Annotated in this window: 15 protein-coding genes; 1 reads left to right on the top strand and 14 read right to left on the bottom strand. The window is 37.1% G+C overall.

Annotated elements, in window-relative coordinates; genetic code table 11:
- Positions 1-19 precede the first annotated feature (19 nt).
- The 9 genes from rsmB to ACS127_RS11760 all read right to left on the bottom strand — a co-directional run bounded on the left by rsmB (position 20) and on the right by ACS127_RS11760 (position 11,188).
- Positions 20-1,381 (bottom strand): 16S rRNA (cytosine(967)-C(5))-methyltransferase RsmB, encoded by a 1,362-nt coding sequence (rsmB, locus tag ACS127_RS11800; protein ID WP_440895241.1) that lies wholly within the window; start codon positions 1,379-1,381, stop codon positions 20-22.
- Positions 1,374-2,321, bottom strand: coding sequence for a methionyl-tRNA formyltransferase (fmt, locus tag ACS127_RS11795; protein ID WP_440895240.1), 948 nt, complete (start codon positions 2,319-2,321; stop codon positions 1,374-1,376). Before fmt ends, rsmB begins: the two co-directional genes overlap by 8 nt.
- Before the next feature lie 14 nt (positions 2,322-2,335).
- Positions 2,336-4,744, bottom strand: a complete 2,409-nt coding sequence (gene priA, locus ACS127_RS11790; protein WP_440895239.1) for a primosomal protein N' — start codon at positions 4,742-4,744, stop codon at positions 2,336-2,338.
- Positions 4,741-5,946, bottom strand: coding sequence for a bifunctional phosphopantothenoylcysteine decarboxylase/phosphopantothenate--cysteine ligase CoaBC (gene coaBC / locus ACS127_RS11785; protein WP_440895238.1), 1,206 nt, complete (start codon positions 5,944-5,946; stop codon positions 4,741-4,743). Before coaBC ends, priA begins: the two co-directional genes overlap by 4 nt.
- A 167-nt stretch (positions 5,947-6,113) precedes the next feature.
- Entirely contained in the window at positions 6,114-6,314 is a 201-nt protein-coding gene (gene rpoZ, locus ACS127_RS11780) for a DNA-directed RNA polymerase subunit omega (protein ID WP_440898128.1), read from the bottom strand.
- Positions 6,311-6,931 carry a guanylate kinase gene (gmk, locus tag ACS127_RS11775; RefSeq protein ID WP_440895237.1) on the bottom strand — a complete coding sequence of 207 codons (621 nt, stop codon included), beginning with the start codon at positions 6,929-6,931 and terminating at the stop codon, positions 6,311-6,313. Before gmk ends, rpoZ begins: the two co-directional genes overlap by 4 nt.
- Positions 6,932-7,193: 262 nt before the next feature.
- Positions 7,194-7,454, bottom strand: a complete 261-nt coding sequence (remA, locus tag ACS127_RS11770; RefSeq protein WP_440895236.1) for an extracellular matrix/biofilm regulator RemA — start codon at positions 7,452-7,454, stop codon at positions 7,194-7,196.
- 92 nt (positions 7,455-7,546) lie between these two features.
- Positions 7,547-8,428 (bottom strand): YicC/YloC family endoribonuclease, encoded by an 882-nt coding sequence (locus ACS127_RS11765; RefSeq protein WP_440898127.1) that lies wholly within the window; start codon positions 8,426-8,428, stop codon positions 7,547-7,549.
- 117 nt (positions 8,429-8,545) lie between these two features.
- Positions 8,546-11,188 (bottom strand): cation-translocating P-type ATPase, encoded by a 2,643-nt coding sequence (locus tag ACS127_RS11760; RefSeq protein ID WP_440895235.1) that lies wholly within the window; start codon positions 11,186-11,188, stop codon positions 8,546-8,548.
- Between the two features lie 89 nt (positions 11,189-11,277).
- Between ACS127_RS11760 and ACS127_RS11755 the strand changes: the two genes are divergently transcribed.
- Complete coding sequence (locus ACS127_RS11755; protein ID WP_440895234.1) at positions 11,278-13,005, top strand: Rqc2 family fibronectin-binding protein; 1,728 nt, start codon at positions 11,278-11,280, stop codon at positions 13,003-13,005.
- Positions 13,006-13,279: 274 nt separating this feature from the next.
- Here the strand turns inward: ACS127_RS11755 and ACS127_RS11750 are convergent, their stop codons facing one another.
- The 5 genes from ACS127_RS11750 to ACS127_RS11730 all read right to left on the bottom strand — a co-directional run bounded on the left by ACS127_RS11750 (position 13,280) and on the right by ACS127_RS11730 (position 17,664).
- The gene (locus ACS127_RS11750) at positions 13,280-13,501 is read right to left on the bottom strand and encodes a hypothetical protein (RefSeq protein WP_440895233.1); all 222 of its coding nucleotides are present in this window, start codon (positions 13,499-13,501) and stop codon (positions 13,280-13,282) included.
- A 1,167-nt stretch (positions 13,502-14,668) separates the two neighbouring features.
- Entirely contained in the window at positions 14,669-15,289 is a 621-nt protein-coding gene (pyrE, locus tag ACS127_RS11745; RefSeq protein ID WP_440895232.1) for an orotate phosphoribosyltransferase, read from the bottom strand.
- Positions 15,286-15,990 (bottom strand): orotidine-5'-phosphate decarboxylase, encoded by a 705-nt coding sequence (pyrF, locus tag ACS127_RS11740; RefSeq protein ID WP_440895231.1) that lies wholly within the window; start codon positions 15,988-15,990, stop codon positions 15,286-15,288. Before pyrF ends, pyrE begins: the two co-directional genes overlap by 4 nt.
- A complete protein-coding gene (locus ACS127_RS11735) occupies positions 15,983-16,897 on the bottom strand; it encodes a dihydroorotate dehydrogenase (protein ID WP_440895230.1) in 915 nt (304 codons plus the stop codon). Before ACS127_RS11735 ends, pyrF begins: the two co-directional genes overlap by 8 nt.
- A complete protein-coding gene (locus tag ACS127_RS11730; protein WP_440895229.1) occupies positions 16,897-17,664 on the bottom strand; it encodes a dihydroorotate dehydrogenase electron transfer subunit in 768 nt (255 codons plus the stop codon). Before ACS127_RS11730 ends, ACS127_RS11735 begins: the two co-directional genes overlap by 1 nt.
- Positions 17,665-17,681 lie beyond the last annotated feature (17 nt).

Below are 17,681 nucleotides of genomic sequence, written 5' to 3'. Positions count from 1 at the left end.
AGTCATAATCATTACTGAATTAACCCTCATCTTGCTTTCGCCTTAAACGAGTTATAAAGAATCCATCAGAATTATAATCATCAGGAAAAATTTGCAGACCGACTGGTGATATCCCTTGTCCCTCTGCTAAAAACTCAGGTAATTGTTCAAAAAATTCAGGGTCAATTTCAAATGACTGATGATGGGTCATTAAAAATTCAGTCATAACTGCTTCATTTTCTGTCGGGTCAATTGTGCATGTGCTATATAAAAGTTTACCATTCTTTTTGAGTAGTGGAGCAATTTTTTCTAATAAATCATATTGGATTTGTGCTAATGATTCAACATCATCTGCCGTTCTTGAGTATTTAATGTCCGGCTTTCCTCGAATCACACCAAAGCCTGAACAAGGAGCATCGATTAAAATTCGATCAAAAGTATCTCGCTCATATTCATTGCTTAATAATCGACCATCTAATGCTTTTGCCCGAATATTTATTAATCCTAGTTCTTCCGCTTTTCTTTGAACAAGATTTACCTTCTTTTCGTGCAGATCATAGGCATAAACATGACCAGTGTTATTCAATTTTTCCCCAATATGAGTAGCTTTGCCACCTGGTGCGCTACATGCATCTAATACTTGTTGATCAGGTTTAAGATCCATCATTTCAACAACAAGCATTGAACTTTGATCTTGAATTGAAAAGGCTCCTGCTTTTAAAAGTTGATGAGACAAAATCTGCCCTTTTTCAACAATAATTCCTTGTTTAGAAAAAAGTGAAGCTTCAACATGGCAACCATCAATGGTTAGTTGCTCCATTACCTGTTCCCTTGTCGCTTTGAGCGGATTCACTCGAATACTAATTGGCTTTGTTTGTAGATTAGCTAAACAAATAGATCTTGCTTTCTCTTCACCATAGGCATCAATCCATCGCTCAACTAACCAACTTGGATGACTCATCTCAATTGCGAAGCGTTCAATTGGATCTTCAATCTGAGCAAAAGTTGGAAAACCTTGACGTTGCACTTCTCTTAATACCCCATTAACAAATTTGCCAATTCCTTGATGACCTTTCTGCTTAGCAATTTCAACCGCTTCATGAATAATGGCATGGTCAGGTATTTTATCTAAATAATACATTTGATAAAATGATAAATATAATAACCATTTTACCCAATTTTCTATTTTTTTGTTCGATTTAACAAAATGTTGTAAAAAATAGTTCAATGTGAGTTTATGCTGTAAAGTGCCATAAACGAGTTCAGTAAATAAAGCCTGATCTTGCTTTGACCAGCTTCTTTTACGCAGCGTTTGGTCAATGATTAAATGGCTGAACGCCCCGCTATCGCCAACTCTTACTAATACTTCCAAAGTTGTCGTTCTCAGTTGATACTTACTCATAACCTAACCCCAATCTTTGGCCAACCTTAAATCGTTCACTACTACCATTTAAAAAATCTTTAACGGTCATCCGCTTTTTACCTGCGAGCTGAATATCTAACACTTTAATCGCACTATCTTGTCCACAAGCAACAATTAAACCATCGTCAGTTATTTTAACAATTTCGCCAGGCTCGGCTGATTTTTCAAACGTTGTTTGTTCTGCCCACCAAATATTAAGATTTTCCCCATCAATCGTTGTACTTGCAACTGGCCAAGGGTGCAATCCTCGCACCTGATTATAAATCACCTCAGCTGAATTCGTCCAATCAATTTTTTCTTGCTCCCTTGTGATGTTTGGAGCATATGTTGCTTTTTGATTCTCTTGCTCGACCGCTTGAATGGATTGATCAAAAATTGCTGGTAAGGTTTGTTGTAAAAGCTGAGCACCTGCCTCTGCCAGCTTGTCATGCAGGGTACCTACATGATCATTTTCTTCAATTGGAACAGTTACTTGTGATAAAACACCTCCAGCGTCTAGGGCTTCTACCATATACATAATTGAAATACCTGTTTCTTTCTTTCCTTGCATAATTGCATAATGAATGGGTGCCCCTCCTCTAAGTTCAGGTAGCAATGAGGCATGAACATTGATACAACCATATTTGGGTTTATCAAGTAGTCCTTTCGGTAAAATTTGACCAAATGCAGCCGTCACGATAAGATCGGGTTCATATTTTAGGACCTCATGATAAGATTCACGAATTTTTTCAGGTTGATAGACTGCTATATTATGCTTGATCGCCTCTGCTTTTACAGGTGGAGGCGTTAATACACGCTTTCTCCCCTTCGGTCGATCAGGTTGTGTCACAACTAATACAACCTGGTAACCATCTTTAATGATTTGTTGTAAAATCGGAACTGAAAAATCAGGTGTCCCCATAAAAACTATTTTTTTCACACTAAAACCTCTCTCTACATTAATTGATAGGGCTGAAGATCAATTTGAATCAATAGATCATTTTTACGCATCATTTCTTCATAATAGAGTAAAATTCTGGCTAATACCTCTCTTTGATTCGGTTCATTCTTATATTTTATCATGCATTGAAAACGATAGCGATTCTTAATCCGCTCAATCGGAGAAGGTGTTGGACCCAGAATTTTCGTCTCACTTGATAAATATTTACCTAAAAGCTGACTAATCGTTCTAGTCACTTCTTGCGCTTTATTGATATTTGGATGCGAAACAGTAATTAACGTTAAATAATAATAAGGCGGATATTGAAACGCTTTTCTCAATGCCATTTCTCGTTCATAAAAACCTTGATAATCATAATTTCGAGCAAATTCAATACTGTAATGTTCTGGTGTATACGTTTGAATAATCACTTCTCCGACAAGTTTATGACGACCTGCTCTTCCACTCACTTGTGTTAACAATTGAAAGGTCCTTTCGGCAGCTCTAAAATCTGGCAAGTTTAATAAACTATCTGCTGCGAGGACACCAACCAGCGTCACATCTGGAAAATCCAATCCCTTTGCGATCATTTGTGTTCCTAATAAAATATCTGCTTGTTTTTGACCAAATTGTTTAAGTAAACGTTCATGTGATCCCTTTCTCGTTGTCGTATCAACATCCATTCGAATAATACGTGCTTCAGGAATCAACTGATTAAGTGCCTCTTCAATTTTTTGAGTCCCTGTCCCAAAGTAACGAATCGTTTCACTTTCACAACTCGGACATTGAGTAGGTACAGCTTCTTGATAATTACAATAATGGCATTTCAACCGATTTTGCTTACGGTGATAGGTTAAAGAAATATCGCAATGTGGACATTGAATCACATCTCCACAATCACGACACATCACAAATGTTGAGTAGCCACGACGATTCAGGAACAAAACGATTTGTTCCTTTTTAGCTAATCGATCCTCAATCGTTTCTTTGAGCTTTCTTGAGAACATCGTTCGGTTACCCGCATGTAATTCATCACGCATATCGACAATTTCAACATGAGGCATCTCACTAAAATTACTTCGCTCAGGCATCGGTAACAACTGGTAAACTTCTTTATGCGCTCGGGCAAAGGTCTCTAATGATGGTGTTGCACTGCCAAGAACCACTGGACAGCTGTGGTATTTAGCCCGTTCAATCGCCACATCCTTTACGTGATAGCGTGGATGATCTTCTTGTTTATAACTTGCTTCGTGCTCCTCATCAATGATGATTAAACCAAGATTCTCAAAAGGAACAAAGATGGCGCTTCGTGCTCCTACAACTACTTTAACTTCTTTACGATGAATCTTTCTCCACTCATCAAAGCGTTCCCCTTTTGACAAGGCACTATGCATAACAGCGACATCTGAACCAAATCGGCTTTTAAAACGATTGACCATCTGTGGAGTGAGTGAAATTTCAGGTACTAGTACAATGGCTTCTTTATCTTCTCTAATCACATGAGCAATAGCTTGTAAATAAACTTCTGTTTTGCCACTGCCTGTTACACCATGTAAAACAAAAACATCATGTGATTGTTCGCTACATGTTGCAGTAATTGATTCTAGTGCCTTTTTTTGTTGTTCCTTTAATGCTAATGGCTCAGTTCTCTGAATGCTCTGATCATCAAAGGGGTGACGATAGACCTCTTCCTCATAGAGCTTAATTAGCTTCTGATCAATAAGGGGTTGAAGGGTCTGCCGTGTTGTCTTCATTTTTGCCAAAAACGTTTTTAATGAGATGGGTTCATTGAGATCAGCTAAATATTGAACAAGTAGCCGTTGTTTTTTTGCCCGATTGGATAAATTAGCTCCATATTCATCTAACTGCTCAATTGTTGCACTCTTTTTTACCATCATTTGTTTTTTATAATTATCCCTGCGATTAACCTGATAGATCATCTCCACATCACCATCTGCAATGCTTTTCTTTACGATCGTTAAAGGAAGGTCAAATTTATTTAATTCTTCAACATCAAGATAATCTCTTCCTGCAAAAGCAATTTCTAGTGGTTCAGGTAATAAAGCAGTTGTTAAGCGATGGAGTAACTTTTGATAATCCGCCTTTAAAGCTTGCGGCAGCATGGCTTGAAAAGCCGAAATATAAAAGCTCATCGTATAGTCAGCGAGCCATTTTCCTAATTGAATGAGTTCTTTCGTTAAGATCGGTGAAAAATCCATCAAACTTTTGATTGCTTTTAATTGTTTAACATCTGAATGGTCCGTTAAGTCCAATACATAACCCATAATGGTCCGTGGACCAAATGGAACAATAACACGCATACCAACTTCAATTATTCCAATTAAATGCTCTGGGATCGAATAGTCATAAATTTTATTCGTTTGTGATGCGGGTACATCGACAACAACTTTGGCGATATTCACTCGCCTTCTACTCCTATTTGATCAGCAATATGGTTAAGGAGGTGATTAGCAATCGCTACTTTACTCGTTTGATCAACTTTTATTTCTGTACCATCCTTTGTTAAAATAAGCACTTCATTATTATCCGATCCAAAACCGATCCCCTCTTTAGAAACATCATTAATAACAATGGCATCCAAGTTTTTCTTGAGCAATTTCTCTTGACCATAATGCTTAACATCATTTGTTTCTGCGGCAAAGCCAACTAAATATTGCCGCTCCTTTTGCTCACCTAACGTTTTTAGAATATCATGGTTTCTTTCTAATTCTAAAGTCATTCGTTCAGCTTGTTTCTTTAATTTTTCCTTATATTGAGTCACTGGACGATAATCAGAAACCGCGGCTGATTTAATGACAATATCCTGATCAGGATATTGCTCTAGAACCGTTTGATACATCTCCTCAGTTGAAATAATATCAACTCGATTCACTCCATTAGGTGTTGGCAAATGAACAGGACCGGCTATCAATGTGACATCAGCTCCCATATTTGCTGCTACTTCTGCAATCGCGAAGCCCATTTTTCCAGATGAATAGTTTGTTAAATATCTAACTGGATCAACTTGCTCTTGGGTGGGACCTGCTGTAACCAAAAGTTTTTTGCCTGCTAATAATTTTTTTTGCGTTAATTTTTTTTCTAAATATGCGACAATCTCTTCTGGTTCTGCCAAACGACCTTTCCCAGTATAACCACAGGCTAAATAACCTTCATTGGGATCAACAAATTGAACGCCTCGCTTGGCTAAAATATCAAGATTGTGTTGAACAGCTGGATGTTGATACATATCAACATTCATCGCTGGAGCAATGTAAACAGGTGCCTTTGTTGCTAATAAAGTTGTTGAAAGCATATCATCAGCAATCCCGTTGGCATATTTACCGATGATATTTGCTGTTGCCGGAGCAATAATAAATAGATCTGCCCAATCTGCCAAATCAATATGTTGAATTTTTTTAGGATCAAGTTCATCAAAAGTATCTAAATAGACAGGTTGTCTAGAAATAGCTTGAAATGAAAGGGGGGTGACAAATTGTTGGGCGCCTTCAGTTAAAATAACTTGAACAACCGCACCCGCTTGTGACAATTTACTTGTTAAAGCAATGGCCTTGTAGGCAGCAATTCCACCTGTTACACCTAAAACAATTTTCTTATTTGCTAACATTTGATCTCATCCTTTATTAGATTTGATTATAAGTGAATAGCATGTATGATTGAAGTACTAATGACCGAAGTCACTAGTATTCTCAGCTTAATAATAAATTTACCCCTCGTCTGTCAAATGGCAAACGAGGGGTTCATTTTTAGACGAGTCTCTCACTGTCTTTTATTTCAATCGGCAGAAGTATAAGTTAATTTCCCTGCGTAAATTTCTTCTAAGGCAATACCGACATTTTTCACTGATTTTGGTTCTTCAATTTGTAGAATTTTATGATTCTTAATTTGTCGTGCCCGTTGAGCTGATAGTGTGACTAAAGTGTATTTCGAGTTAATCTTTGTTTGTAATTGGTCAATCGATGGCTCTAACATTATAATTGGGTCACCTCCAACAATTTTTTATATTGGCTTGCGACTCGTTCTCGTTTACAGTGCTCACTTTTTACAATGGCTTGAACTTTTTCAACTGCATGATCAACATAATCGTTAACAACGACATAATCATAGGCATCCATGAGTTCAATTTCATCTTTAGCTGCTCTTAAACGATTCATCACAAGGGCTTCCGTTTCTGTTCCCCGGCTAATAATTCGGTTTTTTAATTCCTCCAAGTTCGGTGGTGATAAGAAGATAAAAACACCTTCTGGAAAGTTTTCCTTAACTTGAAGGGCACCTTGAACTTCAATTTCAAGAAAAACATCATTTCCTTGATCTAGCGTTTCCTCTACATATTGACGAGGTGTCCCATAATAATTATTTACGTACTCTGCATACTCAAGTAATTGATTATTTTTAATCATTTCTTCAAATTCTTCTTTAGAACGATAAAAATAATCAACACCTTCTTGTTCACCCGATCTCTTTGAACGTGTTGTCATTGAGATAGAATACTGTAAAGTCGTATTTTTTTCAAATAAAGCTTTTCTTACAGTCCCTTTTCCAACACCAGATGGTCCTGATAAAATAAATAAAATCCCTTTCTGCTCAATCAACGATTTGATCCCCCTACATTCTAACAATCAACAGGACTTCATTCACCCTGTGATCCTATTTAATCTTTCAAAAAAACTTAGCAAATCGACAAGGTCTTATGGCAAAATCACTTGTGTCACGAGCCATAGATCAGTATACCTTCCAATGCTGTAAAAACTTAAATTTGCCTATCCTTTGATAAACAGATTTATTTTTCCTATTCGTAAGATATGAAAGGTTAGTCGCGTTAAACCCCTTTTTCAACTGAGTAACACAACATTATTATTCATCCAGTTCTTCTTCATGGGTGAGTACACGTTGTCCAACAGTTTCAGGCTGAACGGCAGATAGAACGATATGATCACTATCTGTAATAATAACTGCACGAGTTCTTCGTCCATAAGTAGCATCTATTAATTTATTGTTATCTCTAGCTACTGAAATAATTCTTTTAATCGGTGCTGATTCTGGTGAAACGATGGTAATAATTCGATTGGCTGAAACTACATTTCCAAAGCCAACATTAATTAACCTTAAATTCAACTTAATTCCCCTCCTAGATTCAATTAAATTATCGATCCCTTATTGAATCTTATCCTTCTCATTATAGTATAAATAAACAAAATTTAAAACGATTATTCTATATTTTGAACTTGTTCTTTTACTTTTTCAATTGTTGCCTTCAATTCAATAACATATTCACTAATAATAGGATCATTTGCCTTTGAACCAATTGTATTTGCCTCGCGAATTAATTCCTGACAAATAAAATCCAGATTTCTACCGATTTCACCATCTGCCTTTAACGAGGATTCGATTTGATTAGTGTGGCTGTCAATTCGGATCAGCTCTTCAGTCAAATCTCCTTTTTCAGCAATTATTGCTAATTCATGATAGAATCGTTCATCTTGTGACAGACCTTGCTTAGCTAATAAATCGTTTAACCGCTCAACCATCCGTTGATAGTGCTTATCTTTAATATCTAAACGTAAAGCAGCTAATTTGTCAACTAACTCTTTTATCTGCTCTACCCGACTATGAATATCCTTTGCTAATTTTTTGCCTTCTATCAACCGCATCTGTTTCACCTGTGTACAAGCCTCTTTAACCATCTCAATGATTTCATCGAACAATAGATTATTCTTCTGCTCCTCCTTAGTTACTTGAAGAACATCTGTAAATTCTGGAAGACCTTTCGTTAGCAGATGAGAAGTTTCTGGATAGGTCGTTTCAATAGATTCAATCACTTGATGGTACTGATCTAGAAGTGCCCAATTAATCATAATCGTTTGATTTTCTAACGATTTTCCTTCGCTAGATATGTATAACTCTATGCGGCCTCGTTTAAAGTGTGATCGGATCACAGCTTTAATTTGTTCCTCATATGGATTAAATAAGGTAGACATATTTAATGAAAGATCCAAAAAACGATGGTTAACTGTTTTGATTTCAACATTTAGTTTTGTCTCACCGACTACCCGCTTAACTTGACCAAAACCGGTCATACTTAGAACCATTTTTTTCACATCCTATATGGATTAAAGCCTTTTATTGAATGGCATTCAATAAAAGGAAAAAGAAAAAGGATAGTCAAACTAGGCTATCCTTTGTTATCAAACATTATACACAATCTTCTATCGTTTTGTAAAACCAAAAATAATCGTTGGAATTGAACTAAACACTAAAATGGTCAACCAATCCTTACCTGTTAAAGCAACCGTATAAAAGATTGTCTGAATAGGAGTTATATATATAACTGGAATCAGTAATGCAACAGAAGAAAGAACGGCAACAACTAAATAGCGATTACCAAACGGGTGACGATCAAAAATAGATCGATGATTTCGACAATCAAAGACATGTATCAGTTGTGCTATAACTAAAGTCATAAAAGCAATCGTTCTCGCATAAGGCAGTGACTGTGCGCCATTTTGATAAGCGATAACAAAGGCTATAAAACTAACCATCCCAATTAGAAAACCCCTCGATATAATTTTAAATCCAAGCCCTCGTGCAAAAATACCTTCTTTTAACGGTCGAGGGGCTTGTTCCATTAAATCCTTTTCAGACTGATCCATGCCCAATGCTAAGGCGGGTAAACCATCTGTAACAAGATTAACCCATAAAATTTGCACAGGCAGCAATGGCAAAGGAAGCCCAACAATCATAGCAAATAACATAACCAATATCTCACCAACATTGGAAGCTAATAAATAACGAATGAATTTCCTAATATTCTCATAAATATGTCGCCCCTCTTCTACAGCACCTACTACCGTAGCAAAGTTATCATCTAATAAAATCAAATCAGAAGCTTCTTTGGCTACATCTGTACCAGCTTTCCCCATACTAACTCCAATATCACTGGTCTTCAGTGCCGGAGCATCATTCACACCATCACCTGTCATTGCAACGACATGTCCATTACTTTGTAAAGCTTGGACAATCCTTAATTTATCCCTTGGTGTAACACGTGCGAAGACATAAGTATGATCAAGTTGTTGAGCTAGATGCTCATCTGACATTTGATCTAGTTTTTCACCCGTTATCACTTGTCCATTTGCAGGAAGAATCATTAATTCTTTAGCAATCGCACTCGCTGTTTCTGCATGATCTCCTGTTATCATAATGGTTTTGATACCAGCTAGTTTACATTGCTCAATAGCCTGCTTTGCCTCAGGTCGGGGTGGATCGACCATTCCAATCAAGCCGACAAATATCAAATCCTGTTCAACTTGCTCTACTTTAATCTGATCAACCTTTTGAAGGGGCTTAATACAGAGTGCGATTGTACGGTAAGCTTTTTGGGTCATGGATTTTATTTCCGCTTCAATTCTTTGACGCCGTTTTTGATCAAGCTTGATGACCTGTCCATTTTCCTCGATTTGATTTGCTCTTTGTAGTAATAAATCAGGTGCGCCTTTAACAATTCCAATATACTGGTTATTGTCCTTGATGACCACAGACATCCTTTTCCTCGTTGAATCAAATGGAAAATCAATAATCTTATTGATTTGCTCATTCCGAATCAGGTTTAGATCTTTTTTAGCAGCTGCCATCATAATCGCAACCTCAGTTGGGTCACCTTCAATTATTGGGCCATCAGGCTTATCAATTAAATCAGCATTACCACAGATAGAGCTGTAGCTTAACAGCCGATCCAACATCTTGGATTCTGTTTGATTGGCGGTTTGCGTGATTAATCCAGTTAGACGATAGCCGCCACTAACTTCAAAGTGACGCTGATTTAAATATAGGTCAACAACAGTCATCCGATTTTCAGTTAATGTGCCTGTTTTATCTGAACAGATTACGGAAGTACTGCCAAGTGTTTCAACGGCATTTAACTTTCGAACAATGGCTTTTTTCTTAATCATTCTCTGAACACCAAGTGATAAAACGACTGTTACAATGGCCGGAAGCCCCTCTGGAATAACAGCAACGGCTAATGAAATACCGGAAAGAAACATTTGATAGGCTGGTTGTCCCTGCCATATCCCGATCGCAACAACTAATGAAGTGAGTAATATTGAAATAAAAATAAGGAATTTTCCTAAATACTGCAACCTTTTTTCTAATGGTGTTTTTTGTTTAGGTGATTGAACGATTAAATCTGCAATTTGCCCGACCATGGTGTCCATTCCTGTTGCAACCACCACACCAATACCATGACCTGTTGTTACAAGTGAACTCATAAAAGCCATGTTTGTTTGATCCCCAATATTTAATTGCTCTTGCCTAATCACTTCACTTGTTTTAGCAATTGGTAATGTTTCCCCTGTTATTGCCGATTCTTCAATAGATAAATGAGTACTGTTAATAATTCTCATATCTGCAACAACTCGGTCACCACTTTTCAATCGGACGATATCACCAATAACAACTTCATTTGAAGGGATCGTGACCCATTGACCGTCTCTTCGAACATTGGCAACTGGATTTGCCATCTGTTTCAGTTTAGCGAGTGATTTTTCAGCACGTTGTTCTTGAAGAAAGCCTAGTAAACTATTGATCAAGACAATGATAACAATAACGATTGCATCGATAACTTCACCTAAATAAGCTGCAATAAACGTTGCAATCAGCAGTACAATGACCATAAAATCTTTAAACTGCTTGAAAAACAATGCGATTCCTAGTTGACGTTTGGGCTCAGCCAGTTGGTTCTCACCAAATTGCTTTAATCTTTTTTTTACAATTCCATTAGATAATCCAGTGTCAACTTGACTACCAAAATTCTTTAATATGTCAGGCACGGTCTCCGCATACCATTTCACAAAGTATCCCCCCAATACCTTTTGCTCGTATTGATCATATGCATGTCCAAAGCAAAACATGCTATAATATGTGAAATGGGGTGATCATTATGGCATTTGACGGTATCGTTACAAATGCAGTTACTAGACAATTAAATCAACAACTTTCTTCTGGCCGTATTTTAAAAATATTTCAACCGACAAACACGGAACTCATTTTTTTAATTAGGAATAACCGTGAGAATTATCAATTATTGTTATCGGCACATCCAACCTATGCACGGCTTCACTTGACCCAGTCAAAATATCAAAATCCAGCTGAACCGCCGATGTTTTGCATGGTTTTAAGAAAGCATTTAGTGGGAAGTTTTATTGAGTCCATTGAACAATATGAGAATGAACGAATCATTGAGTTTTATCTTCGGGGTAAAAATGAAATTGGTGATGAAGTCAAGAAAAAACTCATGATTGAAATCATGGGTAAACATAGCAACATTATTTTAATTGATCAGGAAAAGACTCATATTTTAGACAGTATTAAGCATATATCTCCAAACCAGAGTCGTTATCGTACTGTTTTGCCTGGACAAAACTATCTGTATCCACCTGCTCAAAATAAAATAAATCCTTTGACAGCAGATCAATCGACGATTTTAGATATCCTCAGTCAATCAGATAAACCATTCGCTCAGACTCTTGTTCAGTCTTTGATGGGAATCTCACCATTAATTGCTAATGACGTGTGTATGAGTGCTGAAACAGATTCCGCTCAATCCGTTACTCATTCACTTGTTAAGCGACTTGATCAAGTTAAACAGGGAGATTTTTCTCCACTTATCCACCACGATAAGAAAGAAGACTTTCATGTCCTTGAACTCGAATCTTTCACTGGAAAAATTGAAAGATTTGAGACAGTAAGTGGAATGATTGATCAATTTTATCAAGATAAAGCTAGTCGTGATCGAGTTAAGCAACAAGCAGGCGATCTTAATCGTTTACTTAGAAATGAGTGGGAGCGAAATCAACGTAAAATTAAGAAACAACAGCAAACATTAAAAAAGGCGGAGCAGGCAGAGAGCTATCAAAAATATGGTGAACTTTTAACAGCTCACCTTCATTTGGTAAAAAAAGGCGATCATCAAGTCACGGTCATTGATTACTACGATCCAAACCAAGCTGAAATAACTATTGACTTAAACCCAAATAAAACACCAAGTGAAAATGCACAAAGTTATTTTAAAACCTATCAAAAATTAAAAACATCAAAAAGAAAACTAAAGATAGAGATTGATAAGGCAAGGGCTGAAATCAATTACTTTGAACAGCTGATTCAACAATTAGAGACAGCACGTCTAGAAGACATTGAGGAAATAAGAAATGAGTTAAGAGAAGAAGGTTATTTAAAAGTAAAACGAAAAAATAATAAGCTAAAAAATAAACCGAAAAAACCAAGTCCTGAAAGGTTCTATGCGACTGATGGAACACCTATTTATGTAGGCAGAAATAATAAACAGAACGACTATTTAACAACAAAAATGGCAGAGTCCCGAGATATTTGGCTTCATACAAAAGATATTCCAGGTTCACACGTCCTAATTCGTTCACATATCCCAAGTGAAGAAACATTAGCCGAGGCTGCACAATTGGCTGCTTTATTTTCTAAAGCTAGTCAATCTTCAAGTGTCCCTGTTGACTATACAGAGGTTCGCCATGTTAAGAAACCAAATGGCGCCAAACCAGGCTATGTCATTTATGATCAACAAAAAACTTTATTTGTCACACCTGATCGATCATTTATTGATCAATTAAAAAGTCGGCCTGAAAGAATCAATGACTAGATCAAGTGTGTCCAAATTCATTTTTAAATCCTAGGGCGACAAAATGGCTAGCATTGTTCCGGAGTTCACGTTCTATCCGCTATCTTGAAGAAGAATTAGGGACTTCTTTTTCCTTTAAGATTAGCTGGACATGTGCTATTTTTGTAAAAATAATTTAGTAGACCCAAAAAGTTAATGTTTTAGCTTAACTTTTTGGGTCTTTATCATGATCATATCTGATTTTATGTTTTAACGACAAGTAGGATAATAAGGATGACAACATATCACCATCAAACTAGACAGGATCATTTTTATTTTTCTTTATATCTTTTCTAAACAGCATAAACAAAAGAAATCCTAATAACGCAAATATAATGATACTATTACCAAGAGTCGGCTCTCCAAATATTAAAAAAAGCAGCTCTGGCAAACCAGGAACCCCAATGAATCTTAATACCCCTGTAATAATAAATCCAGTAAATAAACCAACTATTAAACCAGCTATTTTTAGTTTCATACATCCCCCTTTCAACACAACTAAACAAACATTGTGTGTGCAGTCAAATTTTCAAAAAATTAGCCAAACTGAATAGAAAGTATTATCATGTTAATATTTTCAATTTGTACTTTAATAACTTCATTATCCTTAGCAACATAACGGCTTACATATAATTAATCCTCATGCTATTTTACCAAAGTTTGGAATACCCGTAAAGCGCAAAAAGGAGCCGTTGCACAATGAAGGATAAGTTGTGCAATAGTACTTTTCTTTATGAATATTAGAAGTGTGTTTGAAACATTCGATTCAACTTTTCGAATTGAATATTTGAACAAAACATCGGACTGAGTAGGAGGGTTCTATTCTATCCGACATTTCACTTTGTGCTTTTGATTGGAATGAGTGATAGAGACGCTCTATCCGACATTTCACTTTGAGCTTTCGATTGGAATGAGTGATAGAGACGCTCTATCCGACATTTCACTTTGTGCTTTTGATTGGAATGAGTGATAGAGATGCTCTATCCGACATTTCACTTTGTGCTTTTGATTGGAATGAGTGATAGAGACGCTCTATCCGACATTTCACTTTGTGCTTTTGATTGGAATGAGTGATAGAGACGCTCTATCCGACATTTCACTTTGTGCTTTTGATTGGAATGAGTGATAGAGATGCTCTATCCGACATTTCAGCTTAAACTTTTGATTGGAATGAGTGATAGCAAACTACTCAACTTTCCTAAATGGGGGTTAAAAAGATAGGCTTATTTCGATGTTCCTACAAAGGGTTGTTAGTCGATGAATAACCATACAACAGATCAGTTAACACAAAAAGAAGCTGTCATCAAATGTACATCATGCATTTGACGACAGCCCTACTTAACTTTTGCACACTGAAACCTTGACCGTGTTCGAGGGAGTCGGTATTCAATCCCATGTTGACTTTAATTTTCTTATCTGTTTGGAGCGCTATTTCGTTCCGAAAGCGGAACATATCTCCCCTGCGTGTTAATAACGATAGCTTTATAATAAAGGGATGATTCAGCAAAATATCTATTTACAATGTCAATACATCAACTTAATCGTTGGTCCACCCTTCAGCCATCTTAGCTGAACCTTAATATTTTGATACGAAAATTGAGTTAGTTATAAATATAAATTAGCTAATACTTTTATAAACCGTTCTTTAATCTAATTGATCACGCCATTCAATTAGGCTTTCCGCTTCAGGACCGTTAATTTCCTCTTTAACGATTAATAAATCAACTAATTGATCAAAATTAGCTAACGTATAGCAAGGAACATTTACTCGTTTAAACGCATTAGCTGCTTTTTGTAAGCCATAACTAAAGATAGCTAAAACAGCTTCAACAATTCCACCAGCAGCTTCAATCGCTTTGATCACAGATAGAACTGATCCCCCTGTTGAGATGAGATCTTCGACAACAATCACTCGATCACCCGGACGAATTGCGCCCTCGATTTGATTGCCTTTTCCATGACCTTTTGCTTGCCCTCTTACATATGCCATAGGTTTATCCAAGCAATCGGCTAACCACGCGGCATGCGGAATACCTGCTGTTGCACATCCTACAATCACATCAACATCCAACTGCTTTGCCTTAACCTGGGCAGCGAAACCTTCAGCTACTTTTTTTCTAATCTCAGGATAAGAGATTGTCAAGCGATTATCACAATAAATCGGTGATTTAATTCCTGATGTCCAAGTAAAAGAATGATCAGCCTTGATTTGAATTGCATCAATTTCAATTAATCCTGTTAAAATTTGATTGGCTTGATTTGTCATGCGTTCCACTCCTCTTTTGCTATAATATAGGCTTGCTTAGGGTCTTCAGCCAACGTAATACTTCGACCGATCACGAGTGCATCTGCACCATTCCTTTTTGCCAAAGCCGGCGTTGCTACCCGCTTCTGATCATCCGAATCACTATTTAACAATCGAATGCCAGGGGTAACGGCTAAAAACGCTCTGCCACAGATAGCTTTTAAGGCTCGAACTTCATGTGCTGAACAAACAACCCCATCTGCCCCATTGTCTTGAGCAAGCTTGGCCAGATGAGTCACTGTATCTTCAATTGAACCCTGAATATTTAATTCTTGTTCAAGTACTTCTTTTTGCATCGATGTTAACAAGGTAACAGCTAATAATTCTGGTGGCTTTGAATTCTTTGCTCCATCAAGTAAACCCGCTTTAGCCGCACGGATCATTTCTCCACCGCCTAAACCATGAACATTAGTCAACTCCACATCTAGTTTAGCAATGTTTTTCATCGCTTTATAAATGGTTGTTGGTATATCGTGAAGTTTAATATCTAGAAAAATATCATGACCACGATCTCGCAAACGTTTAATGACATCTGGTCCCTCGTGATAAAATAACTCCATTCCCACCTTTACAGCAACTCGATCAAGTTGATGTTTGTCTAAAAATTGTTCAGTTTCTTGCCAATCATTAAAATCTAAGGCTAGATATATAGGATTACCCATCTTGATGCCCCTTTCCAATCGCGTCTTCGACTGATTTAAATCCGTATTTCTCTAAACAAGCAGGGAGTTGGTCAATAATCTCTGCACAAATCATGGGATTCTGAAAATTAGCTGTTCCAATCGCAACTGCACTAGCACCAGCTAATAAAAATTCTAAAACGTCCTCTACCTTCGTTATACCCCCCATACCAATGACAGGTATCTTAACAGCTTGAAAAACTTGATAGATCATTCGAATCGCAACTGGTTTGATTGCCGGTCCCGTCAAACCTCCCACTTGATTTGCTAATAACGGTTGTCGTTTATTCAAATCTATTTGCATTCCTGTTAACGAGTTAATCATTGTGATCCCATCAGCCCCCGCCTGTTCAACTGCCTGAGCAATAGCAACAATGTCCGTTACATTTGGTGATAATTTAACGTAAACAGGCACATGACTAGCTTCCTTAACCCGTTGGGTCACCTCAGCTGCAACGTCTGGATCTGTTCCGAACTGAACACCGCCTTCTTTGACATTTGGGCAAGAAATATTCAGTTCAATTGCGGCTATATCATTTGTCCGGCGCAATCTTTTAGCCACTTGCTCATATTCCTCAATCGTACTCCCTGCAACATTAGCAATTACAGGTAAGTCATAGTGTTTTAAGAAGGGAAGTTCTTGATCAATAATGGCTTCAACACCTGGATTTTGTAAGCCAATGGCATTTAACATCCCGGCATAAGTTTCTGCTACTCGCGGCGTTCGGTTACCCAAACGTAATTCAAGTGTCGCTGCCTTAATCATAATTGCCCCTAATTGGCTAAGATCATAGAATTGACTATATTCTTTACCAAAACCAAAACAACCCGACGCAGGCATAATTGGATTTTTCAAGCTTAACCCAGGTAAGTCAATGGATAGATTCATTAGATCATCACCTCACTTGCTCCAAACACAGGTCCATCAACACAAATCTTCTTATATTCTTTACCATCAGTCGATGGAACAATACATGCATAGCAAGCCCCAATCCCACAACCCATTCGTTCTTCGAGTGAAATATAGCCCGGGAAATGATCTAATTTGTTTTGTACAGTCTTTAACATCGCTGTAGGTCCACAACTGAAATAATAATCGAAATCAATGGTTTCTTGTTCAATCACATCCGTAACAAATCCCCTATGACCATAGCTCCCATCATCTGTTGTCACAAAACATGAACCTAATGCTTTAAATTCAGCTTGATAAAAAATATCATCTTTAGTCTGAAAACCAATAATGGTTGTAACCTTTATCCCTTTTTCAACTAGTTTTCTAGCAAGATAGTAAAGGGGTGGGACACCCACGCCACCACCAATTAAAAGGGCGTGTTTAATCTTGAGATCTTCAATCGGATAGCCATTTCCACAGGGAATGAGGATATCAAGTAGCTGTCCGACTTGTAATTGAGCCATGATTCTAGTTCCCTCACCAAATATTTTGAAAATGACGGTAAGAACTTGTCGATCAAGATCAATATTGGCAATCGAAATCGGACGTCTTAGCATATATTCTGTTCCATGTGTCACCTTAATATGAATAAATTGTCCAGGCTTAAATTTGCTTAACCGTTCTAAATCAAGTTTCAAATTAAGTTTTATCGTTTGCTTTGCAATCCGTTCAACTTGTTCAACAGAAACCTCTAACTGTTCCATTCACATCTATCCCCTTT

This window comes from Amphibacillus sp. Q70 (assembly GCF_052055485.1).
Lineage (GTDB): Bacteria > Bacillota > Bacilli > Bacillales > Amphibacillaceae > Amphibacillus.
The sequence above is the reverse complement of the archived record's forward strand: the minus strand, read 5'-3'. Positions and strand labels throughout refer to the sequence as shown.

Coding starts and splice junctions, on each gene's coding strand:
- rsmB (WP_440895241.1), bottom strand. CDS start 1,381: ATGAGTAAGTATCAACTGAGAACGACAACTTTGGAAGTATTAGTAAGA.
- coaBC (WP_440895238.1), bottom strand. CDS start 5,946: ATGTTAGCAAATAAGAAAATTGTTTTAGGTGTAACAGGTGGAATTGCT.
- ACS127_RS11765 (WP_440898127.1), bottom strand. CDS start 8,428: ATGGTTCTAAGTATGACCGGTTTTGGTCAAGTTAAGCGGGTAGTCGGT.
- ACS127_RS11755 (WP_440895234.1), top strand. CDS start 11,278: ATGGCATTTGACGGTATCGTTACAAATGCAGTTACTAGACAATTAAAT.
- ACS127_RS11750 (WP_440895233.1), bottom strand. CDS start 13,501: ATGAAACTAAAAATAGCTGGTTTAATAGTTGGTTTATTTACTGGATTT.
- pyrE (WP_440895232.1), bottom strand. CDS start 15,289: ATGACAAATCAAGCCAATCAAATTTTAACAGGATTAATTGAAATTGAT.
- pyrF (WP_440895231.1), bottom strand. CDS start 15,990: ATGGGTAATCCTATATATCTAGCCTTAGATTTTAATGATTGGCAAGAA.
- ACS127_RS11735 (WP_440895230.1), bottom strand. CDS start 16,897: ATGAATCTATCCATTGACTTACCTGGGTTAAGCTTGAAAAATCCAATT.
- ACS127_RS11730 (WP_440895229.1), bottom strand. CDS start 17,664: ATGGAACAGTTAGAGGTTTCTGTTGAACAAGTTGAACGGATTGCAAAG.